The sequence below is a fragment of the Variovorax boronicumulans genome (assembly GCF_040544675.1).
GTDB classification, from domain to species: Bacteria; Pseudomonadota; Gammaproteobacteria; order Burkholderiales; family Burkholderiaceae_C; genus Variovorax; species Variovorax boronicumulans_D.
In genome coordinates this window covers 30,241-51,279 of the sequence record NZ_JBEPKK010000014.1, presented here as the reverse complement: position 1 = coordinate 51,279, position 21,039 = coordinate 30,241, and the positions used below count along the sequence as shown (strand labels likewise).

17 protein-coding genes are annotated in these 21,039 nt (G+C 68.0%); 11 read left to right on the top strand and 6 right to left on the bottom strand.

What is annotated here, in order from left to right:
* Nucleotides 1-60: 60 nt before the first annotated feature.
* The 11 genes from ABIC90_RS21815 to ABIC90_RS21765 are packed head-to-tail and all read left to right on the top strand — an operon-like array spanning nt 61 to nt 12,111.
* Nucleotides 61-1,494 carry a type II and III secretion system protein family protein gene (locus ABIC90_RS21815; RefSeq protein ID WP_354357781.1) on the top strand — a complete coding sequence of 478 codons (1,434 nt, stop codon included), beginning with the start codon at nt 61-63 and terminating at the stop codon, nt 1,492-1,494.
* A gap of 32 nt (nt 1,495-1,526) precedes the next feature.
* Nucleotides 1,527-2,819 (top strand): AAA family ATPase, encoded by a 1,293-nt coding sequence (locus tag ABIC90_RS21810; protein ID WP_354357779.1) that lies wholly within the window; start codon nt 1,527-1,529, stop codon nt 2,817-2,819.
* A gap of 5 nt (nt 2,820-2,824) precedes the next feature.
* Nucleotides 2,825-4,141 carry a CpaF family protein gene (locus tag ABIC90_RS21805; protein ID WP_354357777.1) on the top strand — a complete coding sequence of 439 codons (1,317 nt, stop codon included), beginning with the start codon at nt 2,825-2,827 and terminating at the stop codon, nt 4,139-4,141.
* The gene (locus tag ABIC90_RS21800; protein WP_354357775.1) at nt 4,134-5,126 is read left to right on the top strand and encodes a type II secretion system F family protein; all 993 of its coding nucleotides are present in this window, start codon (nt 4,134-4,136) and stop codon (nt 5,124-5,126) included. Before ABIC90_RS21805 ends, ABIC90_RS21800 begins: the two co-directional genes overlap by 8 nt.
* Nucleotides 5,123-6,121, top strand: coding sequence for a type II secretion system F family protein (locus ABIC90_RS21795; RefSeq protein WP_354357773.1), 999 nt, complete (start codon nt 5,123-5,125; stop codon nt 6,119-6,121). Before ABIC90_RS21800 ends, ABIC90_RS21795 begins: the two co-directional genes overlap by 4 nt.
* Nucleotides 6,118-7,122: a tetratricopeptide repeat protein gene (locus ABIC90_RS21790; protein ID WP_354357771.1), complete on the top strand. Its 1,005-nt coding sequence runs from the start codon at nt 6,118-6,120 to the stop codon at nt 7,120-7,122. The genes ABIC90_RS21795 and ABIC90_RS21790 overlap by 4 nt, the downstream gene beginning before the upstream one ends.
* On the top strand, nt 7,119-7,550 hold the full coding sequence (locus ABIC90_RS21785) for a DUF3613 domain-containing protein (protein WP_354357769.1): 432 nt from the start codon (nt 7,119-7,121) through the stop codon (nt 7,548-7,550). The genes ABIC90_RS21790 and ABIC90_RS21785 overlap by 4 nt, the downstream gene beginning before the upstream one ends.
* A gap of 33 nt (nt 7,551-7,583) precedes the next feature.
* The gene (locus ABIC90_RS21780) at nt 7,584-8,057 is read left to right on the top strand and encodes a TadE/TadG family type IV pilus assembly protein (RefSeq protein ID WP_354357767.1); all 474 of its coding nucleotides are present in this window, start codon (nt 7,584-7,586) and stop codon (nt 8,055-8,057) included.
* Complete coding sequence (locus tag ABIC90_RS21775) at nt 8,054-8,572, top strand: TadE/TadG family type IV pilus assembly protein (RefSeq protein ID WP_354357765.1); 519 nt, start codon at nt 8,054-8,056, stop codon at nt 8,570-8,572. Before ABIC90_RS21780 ends, ABIC90_RS21775 begins: the two co-directional genes overlap by 4 nt.
* Before the next feature lie 15 nt (nt 8,573-8,587).
* Nucleotides 8,588-10,621 (top strand): TadG family pilus assembly protein, encoded by a 2,034-nt coding sequence (locus ABIC90_RS21770; protein WP_354357763.1) that lies wholly within the window; start codon nt 8,588-8,590, stop codon nt 10,619-10,621.
* A gap of 47 nt (nt 10,622-10,668) precedes the next feature.
* Nucleotides 10,669-12,111 (top strand): sigma 54-interacting transcriptional regulator, encoded by a 1,443-nt coding sequence (locus ABIC90_RS21765; protein ID WP_354357761.1) that lies wholly within the window; start codon nt 10,669-10,671, stop codon nt 12,109-12,111.
* Nucleotides 12,112-12,150: 39 nt separating this feature from the next.
* Here ABIC90_RS21765 and ABIC90_RS21760 read toward each other — a convergent pair whose 3' ends face one another.
* The 6 genes from ABIC90_RS21760 to pal all read right to left on the bottom strand — a co-directional run bounded on the left by ABIC90_RS21760 (nt 12,151) and on the right by pal (nt 20,954).
* Nucleotides 12,151-13,713: a TolC family protein gene (locus tag ABIC90_RS21760; RefSeq protein ID WP_354357759.1), complete on the bottom strand. Its 1,563-nt coding sequence runs from the start codon at nt 13,711-13,713 to the stop codon at nt 12,151-12,153.
* Nucleotides 13,710-15,032 carry an HlyD family type I secretion periplasmic adaptor subunit gene (locus ABIC90_RS21755; protein WP_354357757.1) on the bottom strand — a complete coding sequence of 441 codons (1,323 nt, stop codon included), beginning with the start codon at nt 15,030-15,032 and terminating at the stop codon, nt 13,710-13,712. Before ABIC90_RS21755 ends, ABIC90_RS21760 begins: the two co-directional genes overlap by 4 nt.
* Nucleotides 15,033-15,067: 35 nt before the next feature.
* Complete coding sequence (locus ABIC90_RS21750) at nt 15,068-16,882, bottom strand: peptidase domain-containing ABC transporter (protein ID WP_354357755.1); 1,815 nt, start codon at nt 16,880-16,882, stop codon at nt 15,068-15,070.
* A gap of 90 nt (nt 16,883-16,972) precedes the next feature.
* Complete coding sequence (locus ABIC90_RS21745) at nt 16,973-17,251, bottom strand: hypothetical protein (RefSeq protein WP_354357753.1); 279 nt, start codon at nt 17,249-17,251, stop codon at nt 16,973-16,975.
* Entirely contained in the window at nt 17,248-20,337 is a 3,090-nt protein-coding gene (locus tag ABIC90_RS21740) for a glutamate ligase domain-containing protein (protein ID WP_354357751.1), read from the bottom strand. The genes ABIC90_RS21745 and ABIC90_RS21740 overlap by 4 nt, the downstream gene beginning before the upstream one ends.
* 110 nt (nt 20,338-20,447) lie before the next feature.
* A complete protein-coding gene (gene pal / locus ABIC90_RS21735) occupies nt 20,448-20,954 on the bottom strand; it encodes a peptidoglycan-associated lipoprotein Pal (RefSeq protein WP_354357749.1) in 507 nt (168 codons plus the stop codon).
* Nucleotides 20,955-21,039: the final 85 nt, after the last annotated feature.

Below are 21,039 nucleotides of genomic sequence, written 5' to 3'. Positions count from 1 at the left end.
CAAAAAGACAGCCCGAGCCCGCCAGTGCAACGCCGACACCCCGCCATCCAGGAACAACAAATGCACCACACGCCCAGCGAGCCGTCGACCAGCGCCACTCGCAGCCCCGGGGAAGTTTCATCGCGGCGCCTGCGGCCGTCCCTGGTCGCCCTGTGCGCGACGGCGCAAGCCCTGTGGCCGCTGGCCGCCGGCGCGCAGGCGGAGCGCCCGATGAAGGCGCCCCAGCAGCCGCTGCAACCGCTGCAGCAACAACAGCAACAGCAACTGCCACGCACGCTCGTCCTCAGCGCCGGCACGCAGCAGGAGCTGCTGATCGAAAAAGGCATCGACCGCATGGCGATCGGCGACGAAGCCGTGGCCGCCGTCACCATCACCCGCAAGACGCCCAACTCGCCGGCCGCGCGGCTCATCGTGACCGGCAAGGCCGCCGGCCGCACCACGCTCATGGTCTGGGAAAAAGGCCAGAGCGCCGCCTCCACCTACACGCTGGAAGTGCGCCGCCGCGTCTCCACCCTGGCCGGCAGCATGGACAGCATGCCGGCGCACCAGCAGGCGCGCGACACCGCGCTGGCCAGCGCCGCCGACAAGACCGAGCTGGTCGACCGCTCGGTGGTCAACGTGCGCAGCAACACCGTGCAGGTCGAAGTGAAGGTGGTGGAGTTCAACCGCAGCGTGCTCAAGCAGGCGGGCCTGAACATCTTCAGCACCCGCACCAATTCGAACGGCTTCAGCTTCGGCGTGTTCACGCCTGCGTCGCTGCAATCGGCCACCTTCGCATCGAACGGCACCATCGCCGCCACGCAGAACAATCCGCTGGCCGAGGCCTTCAGCCTGCTGTTCAACTTCAGCAAGGCGGGCATCGGGCTGAACGTCGGTTTTCTCGAAGGCAACGGCATGGCGCGCGTGCTGGCCGAGCCCACGCTGGTGGCCATGTCGGGCCAGAGCGCGAGCTTCCTGTCGGGCGGCGAACTGCCGGTGCCGGTGCCGCAGGGCCTGGGCACCACGAGCATCGAATACAAGCCCTTCGGCATCGGCCTCACGCTGACGCCCACGGTGCTGTCCAACGACCGCATCGTGCTCAAGGTGGCGCCCGAAGCCAGCGACCTGGACTACACCAACTCGCTGAGCATCAACGGCGTTGCCGTGCCGGCCATCAGCACGCGCCGCGCGGACACCACGGTGGAGCTGGGCGACGGCGAGAGCTTCATCATCGGCGGCCTGGTAAGCCGCACCACCACCTCCAACGCCGACAAGGTGCCGCTCCTGGGCGACCTGCCGATCCTGGGCGCCTTCTTCAAGCAGAACAAGTACCAGATGAACGAGAAGGAGCTGGTGATCATGGTCACGCCGCACCTGGTCAAGCCCATTGCGCGCGGCACCGACCTCGCGCCCTACCTGCCCGGCTCGTCGGAGCAGCGCAACGGCGCGGTGTGGCGCTCGTACTTCCTCGGCGATGCGGCCGGCACGGCGCCCGCTCCCGGTTTCTCGCGTTGACCACGGCGGACCATGCCCCGTCGACCAGCACCATGAACGCTCCTCGCGACAACATTCCTGAAGTGGGCGCAGAGACCTATCTGTTCGCATCGGCCAACCCGGGCCATGTGACCTGGCTGACCGATGCGCTCGCGCGGCTGGGTTCGGTGGTGGTGCTCGGGCCGGACACCAAGTCGCTGGACGAGCGCATCGCGCTGCTCGGCCCGGTGGCGGTGTTCATCGATTTCTCGCTCGACCAGAGCGAGGTGGCCGGCCCGCTGCACCAGCGCCTGAAGCGCGACTGGCCCGCGCTGCCGGTGCTGGCCACCGGCGTGTCGACCGAGCCCGCCGCCATGCTCGCCGCGCTGCGCGCGGGCGTGGACGACTTCATCGACATGTCGGCCGCCCCCACGGATGCCGTGAGCACGCTGCGCACGCTGATCGAACGGCGCGGCGCGCAGCAGGTGGGCGCACGCGGCCGCACGCTGGCGCTGCTGGGTGCCCGCGCGGGCCTGGGCGTGACCACGCTGGCCACCAGCCTGGCGCTGACGCTGAACGACCTCATCGCACAGGCCCATGCGCAGGCACAGGCGGCGGGGCGCGCCCCCGCGCGCGCGCCGCGCCAGGGCGTGGCGCTGCTCGACCTGGGGCTGCCGGCACGCGACGGCCTGCTCTACCTGGACACCCAAAGCGGCTTCAGCTTCGTGGACGGCGTGCGCAATCTGCGCCGGCTCGACCAGACCCTGCTGCACACCGCGTTGGCGCACCACGGCAGCGGCGTGGCGGTGTTGCCGCTGCCGGCGAGCCTGGCGCAGGTGCGCGAGATCTCGCATGCCGACTCGGTGGCGCTCATCAAGCGGCTGACCGACTTCTTCGATTTCCAGATTGCCGACCTGGGCGGTTTTTCCACCGTCGACTTCGTGGCGCAGACGGTGCGGGAATCGCAGCGCACCTGGGTGGTGTGCGACCAGAGCATCGGCGGCATCGTGTCCACCGCCAACCTGCTCAAGGAGCTGCGCACCCGCGAGGTGGACATGTCGCACCTCTCGCTGGTGGTCAACAGGTTCGACAACCATGTGGACCTGACCGCCAAGGACATCGCCGAGCGCCTGGAGCTGCCGTTGCATCACGTCATTCCCGCGCGCAGCGCACCGCTGCTGTCGGCTGCCAGCCGTGGCGAGATGCTGGTCCGCACCGCGCGCAACGACCCCTATTCGCAGGCGATCGCGGGGCTGGCCCGCGGCCTGCACCAGGAATTCGCATCTCCAACGGGCCAGCCGCCGGCCAAAGATCCTCGCTGGAGCGCGTTGCTTTCGCGCTTTCGCAAGAGCCCAAGTGAAGGTTGAGCCCCATGTCCAACGATATTGAATTTGCCGACGACGACCAGGCGTTCATCAGCTCCCAGCAGTTCCAGGACATCAAGAGCTGGACGCACGATCACCTGTTGAGCCGCATCGAAGAGCTGGGCGCGGAGTTCGGCCGCTGGTCGCGCGCTTCCATCCAGCAGTTCGTGGAGCTGGAGGTGGACAGCTTCGTGCGCCTTCGCCGCGTGCCCATCAACGACCGCGAGATGCAGCTCATCTCCGATGCGCTGACCAAGGAACTCGCGGGCTTCGGTCCGCTGGAAGACCTGCTGAACGACCCGGCGGTGGAAGACATCCTGATCAACGGCTACCAGAACGTGTATGTGTCGCGCCACGGCATGCTGGAGCGCGAGACGGTGCGCTTTGCCGACGCCGAGCATGTGATGCGCATCGTGCGCCGCATCCTCGCGCCGCTGGGCCGGCGGCTGGACGAATCCAACCCCATGGTCGATGCGCGCCTGCCGGACGGCGGACGCATCAACGTGATCATCGAGCCGCTGGCCATCGACGGGCTCTCGGTGTCGATCCGCAAGTTCCGCAAGGAACCCCTCACGCCGGCCGACCTGGTGAAGCTGGGCACCTTCGATGCGGGCATGGCGCAGCTGCTGGAAATCGCGGTGCGCGCGCGCTGCAACATCCTGGTGAGCGGCGGCACCAGCTCTGGCAAGACCTCGCTGCTCAATGCGCTGGCCAGCTACATTCCGGCGCGCGAGCGCGTGATCACCATCGAGGACACGGCCGAACTCTCGCTGGGCACCAGCCACGTGGTGCGGCTCGAAAGCCGGCCGGGCGGCTTCGACGGCACGGGCGTCATTTCCATCCGCGACCTGCTGCGCAACAGCCTGCGCATGCGGCCCGACCGGATCATCGTGGGCGAGGTGCGCGGCGCCGAAGTCATCGAGATGATGCAGGCCATGAACACCGGCCACGAAGGCTCGATGGGCACCATCCACGCGAGCTCGCCGCGCGAATGCCTCTACCGGCTGGAGATGCTCGCGGGCTTCGCCGGCTACCAGGGCAGCGAAGTGAGCCTGCGCCGGCAGATTGCCAACGCCATCGATTTCATCGTGCAGATCGGCAGGCTCTCGGGCGGGCAGCGGCGCATCATTTCGCTGAGCGAGGTCACCGGCGTCAACGACAACATCGTCGCGATGCAGGAGCTGTACCGCTACGAGCCCATCGTCTCGCCCGACGGCGAGGAGCGCGACCGCTGGGTGTCGCTGGGCATTGCGCCGCATTCGCCGAAGATCACGCGCTTCCGCCAGTCGATGCAGCGCGCGGCGCAAGGAGACACGCGTGCCTAAAGGCCTGGTCATCGTGGCTGTCATCGCGCTGCTCGCGGCGGCCGCGGGGCTGCTGCTGTGGCAGTGGGCCAAGAGGCGCCAGGTGCGGCAGGCGGCGGAGCGGCATCTGCGCCAGCAGATTCTTGCGAGCAACGCGCCCGCCATGCCGGTGCCCATGCCGACGCGGGACATGCCCGCGAGCGAACTGCCCTCGGGCCTGACCACCGACCCCTGGCTGGAAACCGAGACAACGGCCAAGGCCCCGGTGCCCACCGGCCTCTTCGACAAGCTCTTGCCCGGCTGGCTGGTGGGCGTGGTGAAGCCGCGCACCGTGGTGCTGGGCATGGCCGGCATTGCGCTGCTCTGCGCGCTGGCCGGCGCCATCGGCGGCTGGCTGGCGGCCATTGGCGTGCTGCTGTTGCTGCTGCTGGTGGCCACCTTCGTGCTGTGGCTCCAGGTGCAGAAGTTTCGCCGCAAGCTGGTGAGCCAGTTGCCCGCCTACATCGACGCGATGGTGCGGCTGATCACCATCGGCAACTCGACGCAGGCGGCTTTTCAGCTGGCGATTTCGACCACCGAAGCACCGCTGCGCGGGCACCTGGAACGCTCGGCCGCGCTGGTGCGCGCGGGCGTGGACCTGGACCGCGCGCTGCACCAGACCGCCTCGAACGTGCGCGTGGAAGAGCTGTTTCTGCTGGCCTCCATCCTGGGCCTGGGCGTGCGCTACGGCGGCCGCGCCGACCTGCTGCTGGAGCGCGTGGCCAACTTCATGCGCGACCGCGAACAGGCCGAGCATGAGCTCGTCGCGATGTCCGCCGAGACGCGGCTGTCGGCGTGGATTCTGGGCCTGCTGCCGGTGGGCGTGGGCGCCTTCCTCATCATGACGAACCCCGGCTACTTCATGGGCATGTGGGCCGACGGCACGGGCCGCATCCTCATCTTTTCGGCGCTGGGACTGCAGTTGACGGGCGCGGCGCTGCTCTACCGCCTGGCGAGGCTGGCATGACGTTCACGCCCAATCAGCTGGCCGTCTTTGCCCTGGTGCTGCTGGCCGTGGGCCTGATGGTGGGCGCTGGCGCGCTGCTGGCGGCCGAGCTGCGGCGCACGCGCAGCGGGCAGGTCATCGGCCGGGCCATTCGCCAGGCCGGCACCGTGCCGCCGGATGCCAGGGGCAGCGCCAGGAGCGATGCAGACGACAGGGCCGGTCCCGAAACCGTGCCCGACGCCGCCACCCCCGCGCAAGCCGACGTCGAGCTGCCCTTTCACTGGCTCGATTCGCGGCTGGGCCGCGCGCTGGTGGCCGACGAGGACAGGAACCTCATCGACCAGTGCGGCCTGCCCTCCAAGCGCACGCAGCTGGTGTTTCTGGTCACGCGCATCCTGCTGGCGCTGCTGCTCCCGTTCATGGCCTATGTGGTCTGGGGCGAAGGGCATCCGCAGCAGCGCACGGTGGTCTTCGTGCTGGCGGCCAGCTTCGTCGTCGGCTTCATGGCGCCCAAGTGGGTGCTGGGCCGCATCGCCGCCGGACGGCGCGAGCGCGCGGCGCAGGAGCTGCCGCTGTTCATCGACCTGTTGCGGCTGCTGCAGGGCGTGGGCCTGAGCCTGGACCAGAGCCTGCAGATCATGGCCAGCGACTTCCAGCATGTGCTGAAGGTGCTGGGCCACGAGCTCACGCTGGCCAACAACCAGTACAGCCGCGGCCGCACCCGCGAGCATTCGCTGCAGCGCCTGGCCACCCTGCACAAGAACGAAAACCTGCGCGGCCTGGTGTCGCTGCTGGTGCAGGTCGACCGGCACGGCGGCGCGGTGCAGGAGCCGCTGCGCATCTTCAGCGACCGGCTGCGCGAGCACCGGCGCTCGGAGATGAAGGAGCGCATCGGCAAGATCACCGTGAAGATGACCGGGGTGATGGTGACCACGCTGCTGCCGGCCCTGGTCATCGTGACCGCGGGGCCGGGGTTCATCGCGATATTCCGTTCACTGGGAGCCGTCACCAAATGAAAACCCTCGCCATTGCCATGCGGCATCGCCATGCCGACCGCATGCGGGCCTGCACCGCCACCGCACTTGCGACGCTGGCGGTGCTGGTGGTCCTTTCACTGAGCGGCTGCGGCACCGTCAAGGACCAGTACGCGGCCAGCGCCGACGCGCAGCAGCGCGCCACCGCCGAAGCATCGGCCGACACGCGCGCCGGCGCCGCCATCGACACCAAGGCCACCTATCTGCGGCTGGTCGAGCAGATGCAGACCGAAGGCCTGTGGTTCGCATCGCTGGCGCACATCGACGCGCTGGAGCAGCGTTGGGGCGTGTCGCCCGAATCCACGCGCGCGCGCGCCGATGCCCTGCGCCAGACCGGCCAGGCCGCATTGAGCGAAGCCGCCTACAAGCGCCTGATGGGCACGCCGCTGGAAAGCGCCGGCTATCGCGGCCTGGGCCTGGTGGCCGGTGCGCGCGGCAACTACCCCGAAGCGGTGCAGCTGCTCAAGCAGGCCCAGCGCCAGACCCCGACCGATGCCTTGCTGCTCAGCGACCTGGGCTACGCGAGCCTGCGCGCGGGGCAGATCGCCGAAGCCCGACTGCCGCTGATGCAGGCGCTGCAACTGCGGCCGGACAACACACAGGCCCAGGCCAACCTGGCGCTCTACTTCGAAGCCACCGGCCAGAGCGAGCAGGCCAACAAGCTGATGGACGCCAACCGCATGCCAGCGGCCACCCGCGCCGCCGTGCGGGATGCCGCGCAGCAGTTGCGCACCGGCGGCGCGCCGCTGGCGGCAACCGACGCAGCCCCGCTGGGCGCGGCCGGCGTTGCCCCCTTGGCCGTTCGCCCGCTGAGCAGCGGCACGACGCTGGCGCGGGACGACAACATCGCGCCCCCGCCCCTGGCGCTGAAGGCATCGCGCTGGGCCGGCATGGGCGGCGTGCGCACCGCCAGCCAGCTGAACCCGTCCACCGCGGACGCCGCAAGCTCACCCAACCCGACCACCGCACGAGTGACCCCATGACAAAAGAACACGCTCTTCGCCTCGCCGCCCTGTGGTCCGCATTCGGCATGGGGGCTGCGCTGATGTTCGGCGCGCCTGCGGTGCTGGCGCAGCAGGTGGTTCAGCCTGCGGCTGCGGCTCAACCGGCTCAGCCGGCACAGGCCGCGGCGCCGAACCCCGACACCATGGCGCCGGACACCGCGGAGATGGCCGAGGCCGAAGAAGAAGAGATCGCGTACGAACCCCTGCAAGTGGGCGACGCCACGCAGGGCCTGCTCGCCTGGCAGCGCAGCGGCGAACTCGCCTCGCCCACGCCGCGCCCCATTGCCGGCAATGTCGCCAACCGCAGCTACGAGCGGTACCTCAAGAGCTTCGAGTTTCCGATTCCGGAGCGGATGAGTTCGTCGGTCAAGTCGTCGTCGGGCTCGGGCGCCACCGCCGCCAAGTAGCCAGCGCCCAAGCAGACACGAACGCGCATCGCCATGAAAACGCAAGACACCCGACCCGCAGCACGCCGCCAACGCGGCGCGTACGCGATCGAGTTTGCGTTTGTGTTTCTGATCTTCTTTGCGGTGCTCTACGGAATCATTTGCTACGGGCTGCTGTTCGCATTTCGCCTTGGGGTGCAGAACGCGGCGGAAGACGGGGCGCGTGCGGCGCTGCGGTATCAGCCGACGCTTGCGGCCAGAACGACTCTGGCGCAGGCGACCGCCACCCAGCGCATCAGTTGGCTGCCAGCTGTGGTGACACGCAACGCGACCGCCACGGTCTGTGGCGTGGCAGGCAACGTTTGCGATGCGCCCATCTGCAGCCCCAAGTGGGAGGAGCGCTGCCAGGTGGTGGTGACCGTGACCGCGAGCGATATGCAACGCCTGCTGCCGCCGCTGCCAAGCTTCGCAATGCCGAACCAAATCGTTGGCAAGGCCAGCATGCTGCTGGACGGGAGAGCGCCATGAGCAAGGCGCTTGCCCACGCCAGCCACGCAGGACTTCAACCCAGCCCGGCCCGGCAGCGCGGCGTCGCGGCCATCGAGTTTGCGCTTGTCTTCGTCTTGCTTTTCGGCGTGCTGTACGCGCTCGCAACCTTCGGTGCCGTGCTCTACATCCAGCAAACCGTGACACGCGCGTCCGAAGAAGGGGCACGGGCTGTGGGCTTGCTCGATTCCGAGCCGACGGCGAACGATCCCGAGGTCAAAAACGCGGTGTACGACGCGTTGGCCAATTCGCTGGTGGTTCCGGTGTCGGCCAATGCCAGCGTCGCGACCCGGCGCAGCTGGATCGTCACGAACGTGAACGTGCAGGTGGACAAAAGCACTCCCAGCGCGCCGGGCGCCTACATCAACTACGTCGTCACCGTGACCTATCCGTACAGCGCGAACCGCCTGCTGCCCACGATGCCGTTTCTGGACGCCAGCCGGTGGATGCCCGACGAACTTCGAAGCCGGACGACCGCCGCGCTTCGTTCGTCCTGACGAAGGGCCAGTGCCATGAACCAAACACGACAGACAACGATGCACCGACGCCAACGCGGGTCGATCATCATCAACACCGCCATTGCATTGAGCCTGGTCGTTATCACGCTGATCGGCACCGAGATCGGCTTCATGTACTTCATGAAGCGTGAATTCCAGAAGACCGCCGACCTTGCCGCCCTCGCCGGCGCGCAACAGGTGCGCGGCGGCTGCCCCGCGGCGACGGCGGCCGCGCAGTTGAACGCCAACGGCGCAGCCGGCGGCGAAGGCCGCAACATGCCCGCCAGCGCGCTGCCGCTGGGTGCGGCTGGTGAAATCCAGTGCGGCTACTGGGACCGGACCACAAGCTTCCAGTTTCCCGCAGTGACCGGCGCCATCAACGCGGTGCGCGTGAGCTTCCAGCGGCCTTCACCGACGCTGCTCGCATTCTTCGCGGGCAACCGCAACATCAGCGTCACCGCCGTGGCGGCGCTGAGCGCACCGCTCGCCGAATTCTCAGTGGGCAGCAAGCTGATCACCGTCAGCGGCGACTCCACCCTCGGCCGGCTGCTCAAAGGCATCGGGCTCGATCTGGCCGGCACCTCGCTGGTCACGTACGACGGATTGGCCCAAGCCAAGATCACCCCGGGCGGGCTGCTGGCGGAACTGGGCATTCCGGTCGCCGCCGACATCGGCGTCGGCGAACTCAACACGCTGCTGGCCGGGCGATCGGTGGCGCTGGGCGATCTGCTGGATGCCATCGTGACAGTGGCGGGCCAAAACAGCCTGCTCGCCAGCAACATCGCGCTGCTGCAGGCCATCCAGACCAAGCTCGGAATCGAAAACCTCATGGTGCAGTTGGGCTCCGTCGCCGGAGGGGCACGCGGCCTGTTCGCGGAGATCATCGCGCCCGGGGGCAGCGGCGGCGGCGCGCTCAACGTGGACGTGGGGGCGCTGGACCTGCTCTACACCTCCATCGGCGTGGCCACATCAAAACACGCGGTGGACGCGGGGCTCAACATCAACCTGCTGTCGCTGGCCAAGGTGACGACCAAGGTCACGGTGATAGAGCCACCATCGATTGCCATCGGCGGCGTCGGTGCCAAGGCCTACAACGCGCAGGTGCGCACCTTCATTCACGTGACGACGGATGCGGGCCTGCTCGGTGCGCTGCTCGCACCGCTGATCAAGCTGGATCTGCCCATCGTGGTCGATGCCGTGACGGGCGTCGGCACGGTGGTCGAAATGTGCACGCCTGAGCTTCAGGACCCAGTGACCGGCAAGGACCGCGCGAGGTTTGACGTGACCAGCACCATCGCAAATGTGTGCGTGGGACAAATTGCGACGGCGGATCTGTTTTCGAAATTCGATGTCTGCGACTACCCCTCGACGCTGAAAGACATGGAACTGGTCAACGTGCTGGGACTGTTGAAGACGACCAGCCACCTGGACCTCGGAGCCCTGAGCGGTCCGCCCGCGTCACTGACACTTGCAGCAGGGGAGACCGGCACGACACCGGTCAACAACCTGCAACTGGGGACGCTGGTGTCGGACTTGGTGGGGCAGTTGACCAACTTGCTGTTCGGTGCACAGCCCCCAGGAACGCCGCCTACGGGGCAGCAACTCAACGACCTGACCACGAAACTGTGGGATGACACCGCGAGCATTTGCACGGCCAGCAATACGTTTTGTTGGGGACAGCGCTACAACAGCGCAATCAACACCATCCGCCAGAATGCGGGCCAGAGTGGCCTGCTGACGGGAATTCTCGATGGAGTACTCGGTCTCGTTGGTGGTCTTCTGAATCAATGCACCGGCTTGTTCAGCATCGGCGAGCAAGGGTGCAAGAACATGATTAAGGACACGCTATCTAGCACCAGCAACAGTTCCGGCGGCGCCGTCTCCAACGCGCTGTCCGTACTGACCGGCCTGCTCAAACCCCTTCTCGACGCCATCGGCTCGTCGGTCCTCACGCCCCTGTTGCAAAACGTCCTCGGCATCAACCTCGGCCAAGTCGACGTGAACCTGAGGTCGCTCGACTGCAAGGCCCTGCCCATGCTGGTGTACTGAGACAAGGTGCCCGCACGAAACCCGGCGCACAGAGACTGCAAACATAGATGAATTCCCCCGCAGCCAATTTCGACGAACTCGACCTCTTTGTCTGGGAAGGCAAAGCCGACATCCTCGACCGCATCGCGCGGTGCATGGCGAGCTTCGACGTGGAGGTCACGCGGGCCGACGGGTTGCCGCCGCCGCAGCAGGAGCGCGGCGCCGCGTTGCGGCCTTCGGTGGCGATCATCAGCGTCACGGTCATCGACAGCGGCGGCCTGGCGCACGCCACCGAGTTTTTGCAGGGCATGCCGGTGATCTGGGTGGCGGCGGGTTCGCGCGAGCGCGACTCGCGCACCTATCCGCCCGAGTACCTGCATGTGCTGCCCTACGACTTCACCTGCGCCGAGTTGCGCACGATGGTCGCCAAGCTGGTGCGGCAGTTGCGCGCGCGCGATGTCGCGCCGCAGGCGCCCGATGTGCTGGTGGCGCACTCCGACGCCATGAAGGCGCTGCTGGCCGAAGTGGGCGCATTTGCCGACTGCAACCATCCGGTGCTGGTGCGCGGCGAAACCGGCGTGGGCAAGGAACGCATCGCGCAGCAGTTGCACCTGGGGCACCAGTCGTACGGCAAGGGTGCGTTCGTGGCGGTGAACTGCGGCGCCATTCCCGACGGACTGTTCGAATCGCTGTTCTTCGGCCACACCAAGGGCTCGTTCACCGGCGCCGTGCATGCGCACCGCGGCTACTTCGAGCAGGCCACGGGGGGCACGCTGTTCCTGGACGAAATCGGCGACCTGCCGCGCTACCAGCAGGTCAAGCTCTTGCGGGTGCTCGAAGACAACACGGTCACGCGGCTGGGTGCCACGGCGCCGGTGCGGGTGGACTTCCGGCTGGTGGCGGCCACCAACCGCAACCTGCGCGAGATGGTGGCGAGCGGCGAGTTTCGCGCCGACCTGTTCTACCGGCTCGCGGTGATCGAGCTGCATGTGCCCAGCCTGGAGGAGCGCGGCGAGGTCGACAAGATCGCGATCTTCAAGGCGCTGCTGGCGAACGTGCTCGGCGACGAACTCGAGACGCTGGGCGAGACGCCTCACTGGCTCAGCGACGCGGTGGCCGAGACCTACTTTCCGGGCAATGTGCGGCAGTTGCGCAACCTGGCCGAACGCGTGGGCGTGATCGCACGGCAACTGCACGGCTGGGACCAGAACCTGATCCAGCGCGCCATTGCACTCACGCGCGGCACGCCGGCGCCGGCGGTGACGGCGGACCGCAACGGTTCTGGTGGGGGTGGCGGCGGCGGTGGTGGTGGTGTCGCGCTCGACAGCAACGGCGACCGCAAGGGCTGGAACAGCGGCGAGCGCAACCGCATCATCGCGGCGCTGGAGATCAACGACTGGAAGCGCCAGGACACCGCGCAGCACCTGGGCATCAGCCGCAAGGTGCTGTGGGAAAAGATGCGCAAATACCAGATCCTCGACGGCGAACCGGGCATTCCCGAAGACGCCTGAACAAGAACAAGAAGGCCCGCTCAGCGGGCCTTCTTGTTGTCAGGGGTTGGACAGGCGCGGCGTGCGCCGCAGCGGCGGGTTCGACAGCGCCGCCGCCGGCGAGCGCTCCACGATCGGCTCGCTCGGGCACGCGGTGTTGCTCGACAGGCAAAGCGCCGACAGCAAACCGTCTTCGGTGATCACCGAGCGGTTCGGCGGACCGAAGAGGCTGTCCAGCCAGTTGTTGGGCGCCGCGGGGTCGATGCGCAATTCGCCCGTGGTGCGTGCGAGGCGCAGTTCCGAAATGCGCAGGTCGAAGACGCCGTCGACATAGTCGAACAGCAGCGTGTAGTAGTCCAGCTGCGCATCGAGCACCTTGGGCAAGGTCTCGCGCCCGAACTCCATCAAGCGGCGCCGGCCGCGAAAGGCCTGGCCCGAGGTGCTGACGGCTTCCATCAGTTGCCGCTCACGCTCGCGGCCCGAGACGGTGCGCGCCCACGAGGCCGAGGTGAGTTCGAACAGGTTGTTCTTCACGCCTTCGAGCTTGGCCTCCTGGTTGGCGACTTCGGCCAGCGCGGTGCGCAGGCGCAGTTGCCGGTCGAAGCCGTTGCCGAAATTCCAGTTGAGTTCGAAGGCCGCGCGCGTCGGGTCTTGCGGCGACACGCCGCGCGGGTCCTTGCTCTTGACGACCACGGCATCCAGCGTGGGGTAGAGGCTGGCTTCCTGCTGGTCGACCAGCGCGCGGGCGCGGTCGACGCGGCCCTGGGCTTCGGCGATCTCGGTGCTGCGGGCCTCGGCGCGGCGCAGCGCTTCTTCCTGCGTGCCGATGCGCCACTGCAGCGGCGCGGCCAGCACGGGCAGCGCCTCGGTGTTGGGCGTGAACTTGAAGTAGTTGCGGAACTTGGCGAGCGCCTCGTCGCGCTGCGCTTCGAAATCGGATTCGCGGGCCGCCACCAGCGCGCGGCGGGACGCGGCCATGTTCAGGTCGTTGTCGCCCGAGACGCCCAGCGCCACACGGCGGGCCTCGGCCTTGGAGAGCTCGGCCACCACCTCGGTGGCCTTGCGCGCGATCTGCTTCTTCAGGTCGAAGCGCTGCACCTGCAGGTAGGCGGTGAGCGCATCCAGCACCACCTTCTGCGAAGTGGTGACCACGGCTTCGTCGTCGGCCATGTTGCCGGCCTCGGCGGCCCGCACCGAGGCGTCAATGGCGCCGCCGTCGATCAGGCTCATGCGCGCTTCGGCGGTGAGCACGGTGTAGTTCTGGCTTTTCGCGTTGTCCGCGCCGCTGTTGTAGGTGCCCGAAGACGTACCGACCCTGAAGCGCGGATAGCGGGCCTTGCGCGCCTGGTCCACGCCGAAGCTGCTGGTGTTGGCGGCCGCCTGGGCCGACTGCACTTCGGGGTAGTCGGTAGAGAGAGTGATGAGCGATTGCTTCACGCGCTGCGCGTAGCTCGCGGCGCCCAGCGACGGAGCGGTGAGGCGGCGGGCGAGCGAGAGCGACGGGGCGGCAGGTTCTTCCTGCGCAAAGGCGACGGGCGGCAGCGCAAAGCTGGCGCACAGCGCCGCGCAAAGCACCGCGGTGCCCGGGCTGCGGCGCCGTCCTGCAAAGGTGGGGGCCTTCATGGCTCGCGGAAGGCTTCGCGCCGCAACTTGAGCACCGGGCGCAGGATGTACCAGATGAACGGATCGGTGCCCACGCGCAGGTCCACTTCGGCCTCCATGCCGGCGGTGACGCGGTTCTCGACGCGGCCCACGTGCGACTGCGACATGCTGATGAGCAGCCGGTAGTAAGGCGCGCCCTGGGCAATGGCCGCGTCGCGGTCGGCGTCGGCCGCCACCAGCATCACCTGGCCTTCGACGGCGCCGTAGCGCAGGTAGTCGTAGGCGGTGATCTTCACGCGCGCGGACTGCCCGATTTCCACGAAGCCGCGGTCGTTGGGGTTGAGCCGGGCCTCGACCACGATCTCGTCCTTGTCGGGCACCACTTCGAGGATGGCTTCGCCGGGCTTGACCACCCAGCCGGGGCTGGAGTTGCGCAGGCCCTTGACGATGCCGTCCGAGGGCGCCTTCACTTCGGTGCGCGAACGCTGGGTGCGGGCGCGCGCCAGGTCTTCGCTCAGGCTGGCGAACTGGCGCTCCACGGTGGCCAGCTCGTCCGATGCGCGGCGGCGGTAGCGGCCTTCGGCCTCGGCCATCTTGGCCTGCGCCTCGGTGATGGCGGCGTTGGCCGAAATGACGCCCTGGCGCGCGATCGCGAGTTCGCTGCGCACGCCTTCGGCCTGCCGGCGCTTCTCGAGCACCTCGACCTGGCCGACCAGTTTTTCGGAGAGCAGCTGCTCGGAGATTTCAAGCTCCTTCTGCATCAGCGCGAAGCGGTCGCCCAGGCCCTTGACCTTGGCCTGCTGCTCCAGCTGCTTGCTGCGCGCCTGCTCCAGTCCCGAGACGGCACCGGCCATGACGCCGCGCTGCTCCAGCGCGCGCGCCTGGTAGGCGCCCAGCTCGCCTTCGAACACGCTCTCGTCGATGTCGGCGGCAAAGGACTGGCGGCTGAGCGGCTGGCCGCGGCTTTCGGCCAGGAGGCGCACGCGGGTGGCCTGCGTGGCCGCATAGCGGGCCGAGAGCTCTTCGAGGTTGAGGCCGCTGCCGCCCAGGTCGATCTCGACCAGCGACTGGCCCTGCTTGACCCTTTCGCCGTCCTTCACCAGCACGGCGCTGACGATGCCGCCTTCCAGATGCTGGATGGACTTGACGCGGTCCGACGGGATCACCCGGCCCGGCGCGACGACCACCGTTTCCATCGGAAAGCCCAGGCCGACCACGGCCAGCACCGCGACGGCGCCGCCGATGATCCACTGGCGTCGACGCCCCTGGGGCGAGGTCCGCGCCGCGCGCTGCTGGTCTTCGTCCTGAAGAATCTGCGGCAAATCTGATTTCAAGTTCACGGTCCCCAATCACTCGTCAAGGGTCACAGGCAGCATCACGCCATGGAGCGCGAGGCCGTGGCCGCCGCGCCGTCTTCGTCGCCCACCGCCACCAGCGGCTTCTTCACGCCGAAGAGCTTGGGCACCATGACCGCGGCGGTGCCCACTTCGACGTCGCCCTGCCCCGTCACGTGGTAGACCGCCGTGGCGGCCGAGACGATGCGCAGCGAATGCGTGACCACCACCACGGTGCGCACCTTGGCCACCGCCAGCAGCGTGGCGAGCAATGTGCGCTCGCTCTGGAAATCGAGGTCGTTGCTGGGCTCGTCGAGCACCAGCACCGAGGGCTTGCGCAGGAAGCTCATGGCCAGCGCGAGCTTGCGGCGCTCGCCCACCGACACGCCGGTGCCGCCCTCGCCCACCATGGTGCGGTAGCCGTCGGGCGTGCGCGAGATGAAGTCGTGCGCGCCCGAGAGCTTGCAGGCCGCGACGATCTGCTCGTCGCTCTGGCCCGGCGCCGCGCGGCGCATGGTGTCGATGAGCGTGCCGCCGAACCAGTAGACCTCTTGCGAGAGGTAGCTGATCCAGCGCGAGAGCTCTTCGCGGCCGAACTGCGACAGGTCGTACTCGCCGATGCTGATGATCCCGCGCGTGGGCGCATAGAGCCCCGAGATCAGCTTGACCATGGTCGACTTGCCCGCGCCGTTGCGCCCGACGATCACATGCAGGCCGCCGGGGCCGATGTCCAGGTCGACGTTTTCCAGCACCGGCTGCTGCGAGTTCTCGGTGAAGCTGAAGCTCACGTCCTTGAGCGTGATGCGGCCCAGCGGCTGGGGCAGCGTCATGCCGGTGGGCGGCTTTTCGACCGGCTCGCGCAGCACGGTCTCCAGGCGCTTGGCGGCTTCCTTGGCGGTGGCCAGCGCGCGCCAGTTGGACACCAGCCCGGCCACCGGCTGCAGCGCCTTGAGCGCCAGCATGTTGGAGGCGACCAGGCCGCCCACCGTCATCCACTGCTCCATGACCGACACCGCGCCCACCGACACCACGATGACCGAGAAGACGGTGAGCAGCACCGTGGTGCCGTCGCGCGCGGTCTCGATCTGGCCGTTCTTGCTGAAGCTCTCGCTGAGCCAGGCGTTGTAGGTCTGGCGCCACATGTCGGCGATGGGGCCGTCGTTGGCCTGCGTCTTCAACGTTTCGCGCGCATGGCAGATCTCGGAGGTCATGCGGTCCAGGCCCCGGCCGCGCTGCACTTCCTCGACCCGGCCGGCGCGCACTTCGTCGGCCCACCACCACGCCAGGAAGGACATGATCGCCAGGAACGCGGCCACCACCGGCAGCACCGGCAAGGCGACGATGCCGATCACCACCAGCGCGAACACCGCCATGGGCAGATCGAAGATGGATTGCGCCAGGCCGCCGGTGACGGTGCCGCGCACCGAGCCCACGTCGCGAAAGTACTGCTGCCACACCGACGCCGGCCGCGCTTCGAGCGCGCGCAGCGGGCGGGCCAGCATAGATTGCAGCAACGCGCCCGAGACGCCATGGTCGATGATCGCGCCCGCATTGCGCAGCATGCGCGAGCGCCGCGTGCGCAGCCAGAACTCGATGCACAGGAAAAAGAAGATGCCGCTGACCAGCGCGGCCAGCGTGGAGGTGCCGCTGCGCGAGAGCACGCGGTCGTACACCTGCAACAAAAAGATGGAAGGCAGCAGCCCGAACAGGCTGATGGGGAGCGAGCGCCAGGCCGCGCTCTTGACCAGCGGGTAGGCATCGCGGAACGCCTTGTTCAGCGCCCCCGCAAAAGGACTGGCACCCGGCACGTCCGGCGTATCTGCCACCAGCTGGCTGGGCAAGAGGAACTTGATCATGAGAAAGGGCCGATCCGTCGAGCAATGACGCTCGAATCATTATCGACTGTTACCCAAGATTACAAAGCAAAAAATCGCGGTCCGCGCACCTCAGCATCGGGGGTTTCGCGCCTTTGCCGCATCGGCCTGGCGGTCGTTCCTTGCGTCGCGCTTCCAGGTGCTTTCGGCGGCCGTGCAGCCGGCCTGCCGATCGACCGTGGGCGCCCCTTTGACCGCGGGCAAACCCTCGGCCAGCACCAATGCGATGTTGGCGCACAACAGCATGCAGACCACCCATGCAAAGAGCAACTGCAGCCAGCCCAGCCACCATCGTCGCGGCGCCTCCGGCTCGCGTTCGTAGGGCATGTGAATCAAGGCGTTCCATCTCATGGCAGTGCTTTCAAAACCCGGGCAAGCCGGGACAGACCGACACCCGCGGAGCTCTTCGCCAGCACCCAGTCGCCCGGTTGCAGCAGACCGCCCAGCGCGGTCGAGAGATCCGATACATCGACGAACCAGTGCGATCGCACCTTGGTGCGGATGCGCGCATGCAGCGCCCGCATCAAGGGACCGCACAACAGCACGCGATCTGGTTGCGACGCCAGCAACTCGGTCTCCAGGTCGAGGTGATGACGTTGCGCGGCAGGGCCCAACTCCTGCATGTCGCCGAGGATGGCCACGCGACGTGCAGGCTCGCATGGGGCTTGTGACAGCAACTCAAGCGCCGCCCGCATCGAACTCGGGTTGGCGTCATAGGTTTCATCGATCAGCTTGAAGCTTCCGCCGCCGATGTGAATGGTGTGCAGCGCACCGCGTCCGCCCGGCGGCTCGAAGTGCGCGAAAGGCTCGACCGCCGCGGCCAGCGGCAGGCGCAGCGCCTGCAACGCGCCCAGCGCGCCGACGGCGCTCGCGCCCATGTGGCGCCCCGGCGCATTGAGCCGCAACTGGAAGGGCTCGCCCGCCACCTGCGCCTGCACCTCGCCGTGGTCGAAGGCGAGCAGGCGCACGTCGGCGTCTTCATGCTCGCCGTAGGTCACCACCTGCAGCTGGTGCGCCGCCGCCGCTTCGGCGAAGGTCGGGAACTCGGGCATGTCGCGGTTCAGCACCACGCTGTCGCCGGCGGCCATGCCTTCGAAGATGCGGGCGTCCATGCGCGCCGCCGCTTCGGGCGGGCCGCGGTGCTTTTGCGAGGCGGCCGACAGCCCGGTGATCACCACCAGCGAAGGCCGCACCAGTTGCGAGGACGCCGGCATGTGCGAGGTGCCCATCTCCAGCACCCAGTAGGCGGCGTGCCGCGGCATGCAGGTGAGGTTCCAGGCAATGCCCGACGGCAGGCTGATGTTGCCTTCGGGCTGGGCGACCTCGCCCCACACGGTGAGGGCGCCGGCCAGCATGGCGGTCACCGCGCTGGAGGCGGGGCCGCTGCCCAGCACGGCGCAGACGCGCCCGGAAAACTCGGTGCGCGCATGCTCGCCCAGCTGCAGCACGGCCTGCAGCACGTTGGGCACCTTGAGCACGGGCACGCGCTTGTCCAGGTGCGGCTTGGGGTCGGTGCACAGCACGGCGGCGGCCGGTTGCAGCACGCCCTTGAGCGTGACGGCCGCCAGCGGTGTCTTCGACGGCCGCGTCTGGTTCTCGAACACCACGCGGCCCTTGCGCATGAAGGAGCGCTGCGTCACGCCGCTGGCGCGCCAGCCGTCTTCGGGCCGCACCACCCATTCGCCGCCGGTCACGCGGGCCATCTCGGTCGATGTCCACGCGGCGCCGTCGTCGCGCGCACCGGCGGCGCCCAGCACGTTGCTCACCGCCTGCGGAACGCGGCGCTCCAGCAGGTAGCGGTGGTAGCCCGCGAAGCCCGAGACGTACTGCTCCACGTCGTCGATGCGCACGCGGAACGAGTGATGGCGAATGAAGAAGGCGCCGACCACGGTGGAGGGGCGCCGGAAGTACATCGCCATCTCGGGCCAGAAGAAGCCGTTGAGCAGGTAGTGGGCGCGGTAGTCGAGCGCGCGGTAGAACTTCTCGGTGTCCAGCTCGTCCAGCAGGTGCCGCATGGCGGGCATGCCTTCGAGGCGCTGCAGCATCTGCTGGGCGGCCAGCATGAGTTCGAGCAGGGTCGGAAAGGTGGTCTTGCGGTCGAGCACGAAGTCCAGGTAGCCGGCCACGTTCTGCAGCCCGAAGCGGAAGTACTTCTCCTGCGGGCTCCAGTGCGTGAGCTCGTTGACGCAGCAGCTCAACCAGTGGTCGTGCGCCTGCCAGTGCTGGCTGGCAATGAAATGGTCGAAGGCTTTCTCGACCGCGGCCAGCCAGCGCGCGTCGCGCGTGAGGCCGTACAGCCGCATGAGCCCGAAGGCGGCCTCGCCGTCGTAGTAGATGATGCGCGAGGCCTGCTTGAGCGTGAGGTCGGCGGCATGCAGCACATGGTTGAAGCGGCCGGTGGCCGCATCCTGCAGCGACACGATGCCCAGCGCGAGCTTCTCCAGGAGCGGCAGCCAGCGGCGCGAATCCATGAGCTCGCAGTACTTCACCAGCGCGAGCACGCAGGCCGCGTTGCCGCCCAGCTTGATCTCGCCGCCGGTGTCCACCAGGAATGCCACCTCGCTGCCGTCGGCGAGCTTGTAGTCGCGGATCAGCCAGTTCACCAGGTGGTCGAGCGCGCGGTCGATGGCCGCGCGCAGGGTTTCGTCGCGCGTGAGCTCCCAGGCTTCGAGCATCGCGAAGAGCGCGCTCGCATGGCGCATGGCGTCGTAGGTCGGAATGCGGCGGTCGAAGCACGGGAAGTAGCCGTACACGAAGAGGCCGTCGCTCTGCACCTGGCGCGCCAGGTAGGCCGAGCCGCTGCGCACCAGGTCCAGCGTGGATTGCGGGTTGAGCGCCGGCAGCTGCCGGCGTCCGGCGTCGAGCCCCGTGCCGACGATCTTGTGCACCACGCCGTCGGGCTGGCAGAACACGCCCACGGTGGCCAGCAGGTACACCGGCTGGTCGGTGGGAATGTCCAGCGCGAGCTTTCGCGAGAAACGCGCCTGGCCGTAGACCTCGAAGTTGCGCGGGTTCACCACCGAGTGCGCAATGGTCGAGTCGCCGCTCAGCATGGCGTTGGCGTTGAGCTCCTGCTCGGTGAAGGCGATCTCGAAGCCCTGGTCGAAGGCCAGGCCGAGCCTGAAGTAGTTGCGCTTGACGGCCGTGAGCTGGGTCTTGAACTGCACCCAGTCCATCGGGCTCGCGCCCTCGACCCAGTCGATGCGCAGCCAGGGCGAGACCACGCCGTGCGCCTGCACCCAGCGCTCGACCAGCTCGCTGCCTTCGCGCCATGCGGTCTCGAATTCGGCGGCCCGCGCATGCACCACATGCGCACGCTGGGAACCGTCGCTCACCGAGAAGAACAGCGTGAAGGCCGGGTACGGCGCGGGCAGCGCCGCGCACACCGACGCAAGGCGTTCGTGGCAGGCGTGGAGCTGGTCTGGGAAGGACATCATTCGGCCCCGGACGAAGGCGGGAAACCGGTCGCGCCCGTCATCTGCTCTCGCTTCGACGGGTTTGCTGCGAACCGGAAACTGCCCTGGACGTCATCGCTGGGTTCCTCGTGTCAGCGGTAGCTGAACTCGGCGCGGCGATTGAGCTGGTAGCCCTCCTCGGTGGTTTCCATGGACGCGGGCTTCTCGATGCCCCAGCTGATGGCTTCCACGCGTTCGGCCGGCACACCCAGCTGCGCGAGCGCGCGCTGCACCGATTCCGCACGCCGTTGCCCCAGTGCCAGGTTGTATTCGCGGCCGCCGCGCGAGTCGGTGTGGCCTTCGATGACCACACGGCTGGCCGGCCGGTTCTTCAGGAAGCTCGCATGCGCTTCCACGATGTTGCGGTCCTGCGGGCGGATGTTGTATTTGTCGTAGTCGAAGTAGACGATCTTCGGCACGCCGGCCGGGCCGTTCTGCACCGGTGCCGGGGGTGCAGGCTGCACCCTGGCGACGGCGGTGGCGTCCTTGTTCGAGTAGTAGTAGGTCGCGTCGTCGCGCCCGCTTTTCGGCCCCGTACCGCAGGCAACGAGGCTGGCCCCGAGTGCCACGATGGCCAGTATCCGGAAGTTCTTTTTCATATCGATCCTTTCGCGGGACAGGCCGGAGGCCGGCCTGTCCCTGGTGCTGCGGTTTCCTCTTCTCCTCTGTCGTTCTTTTGTGTTC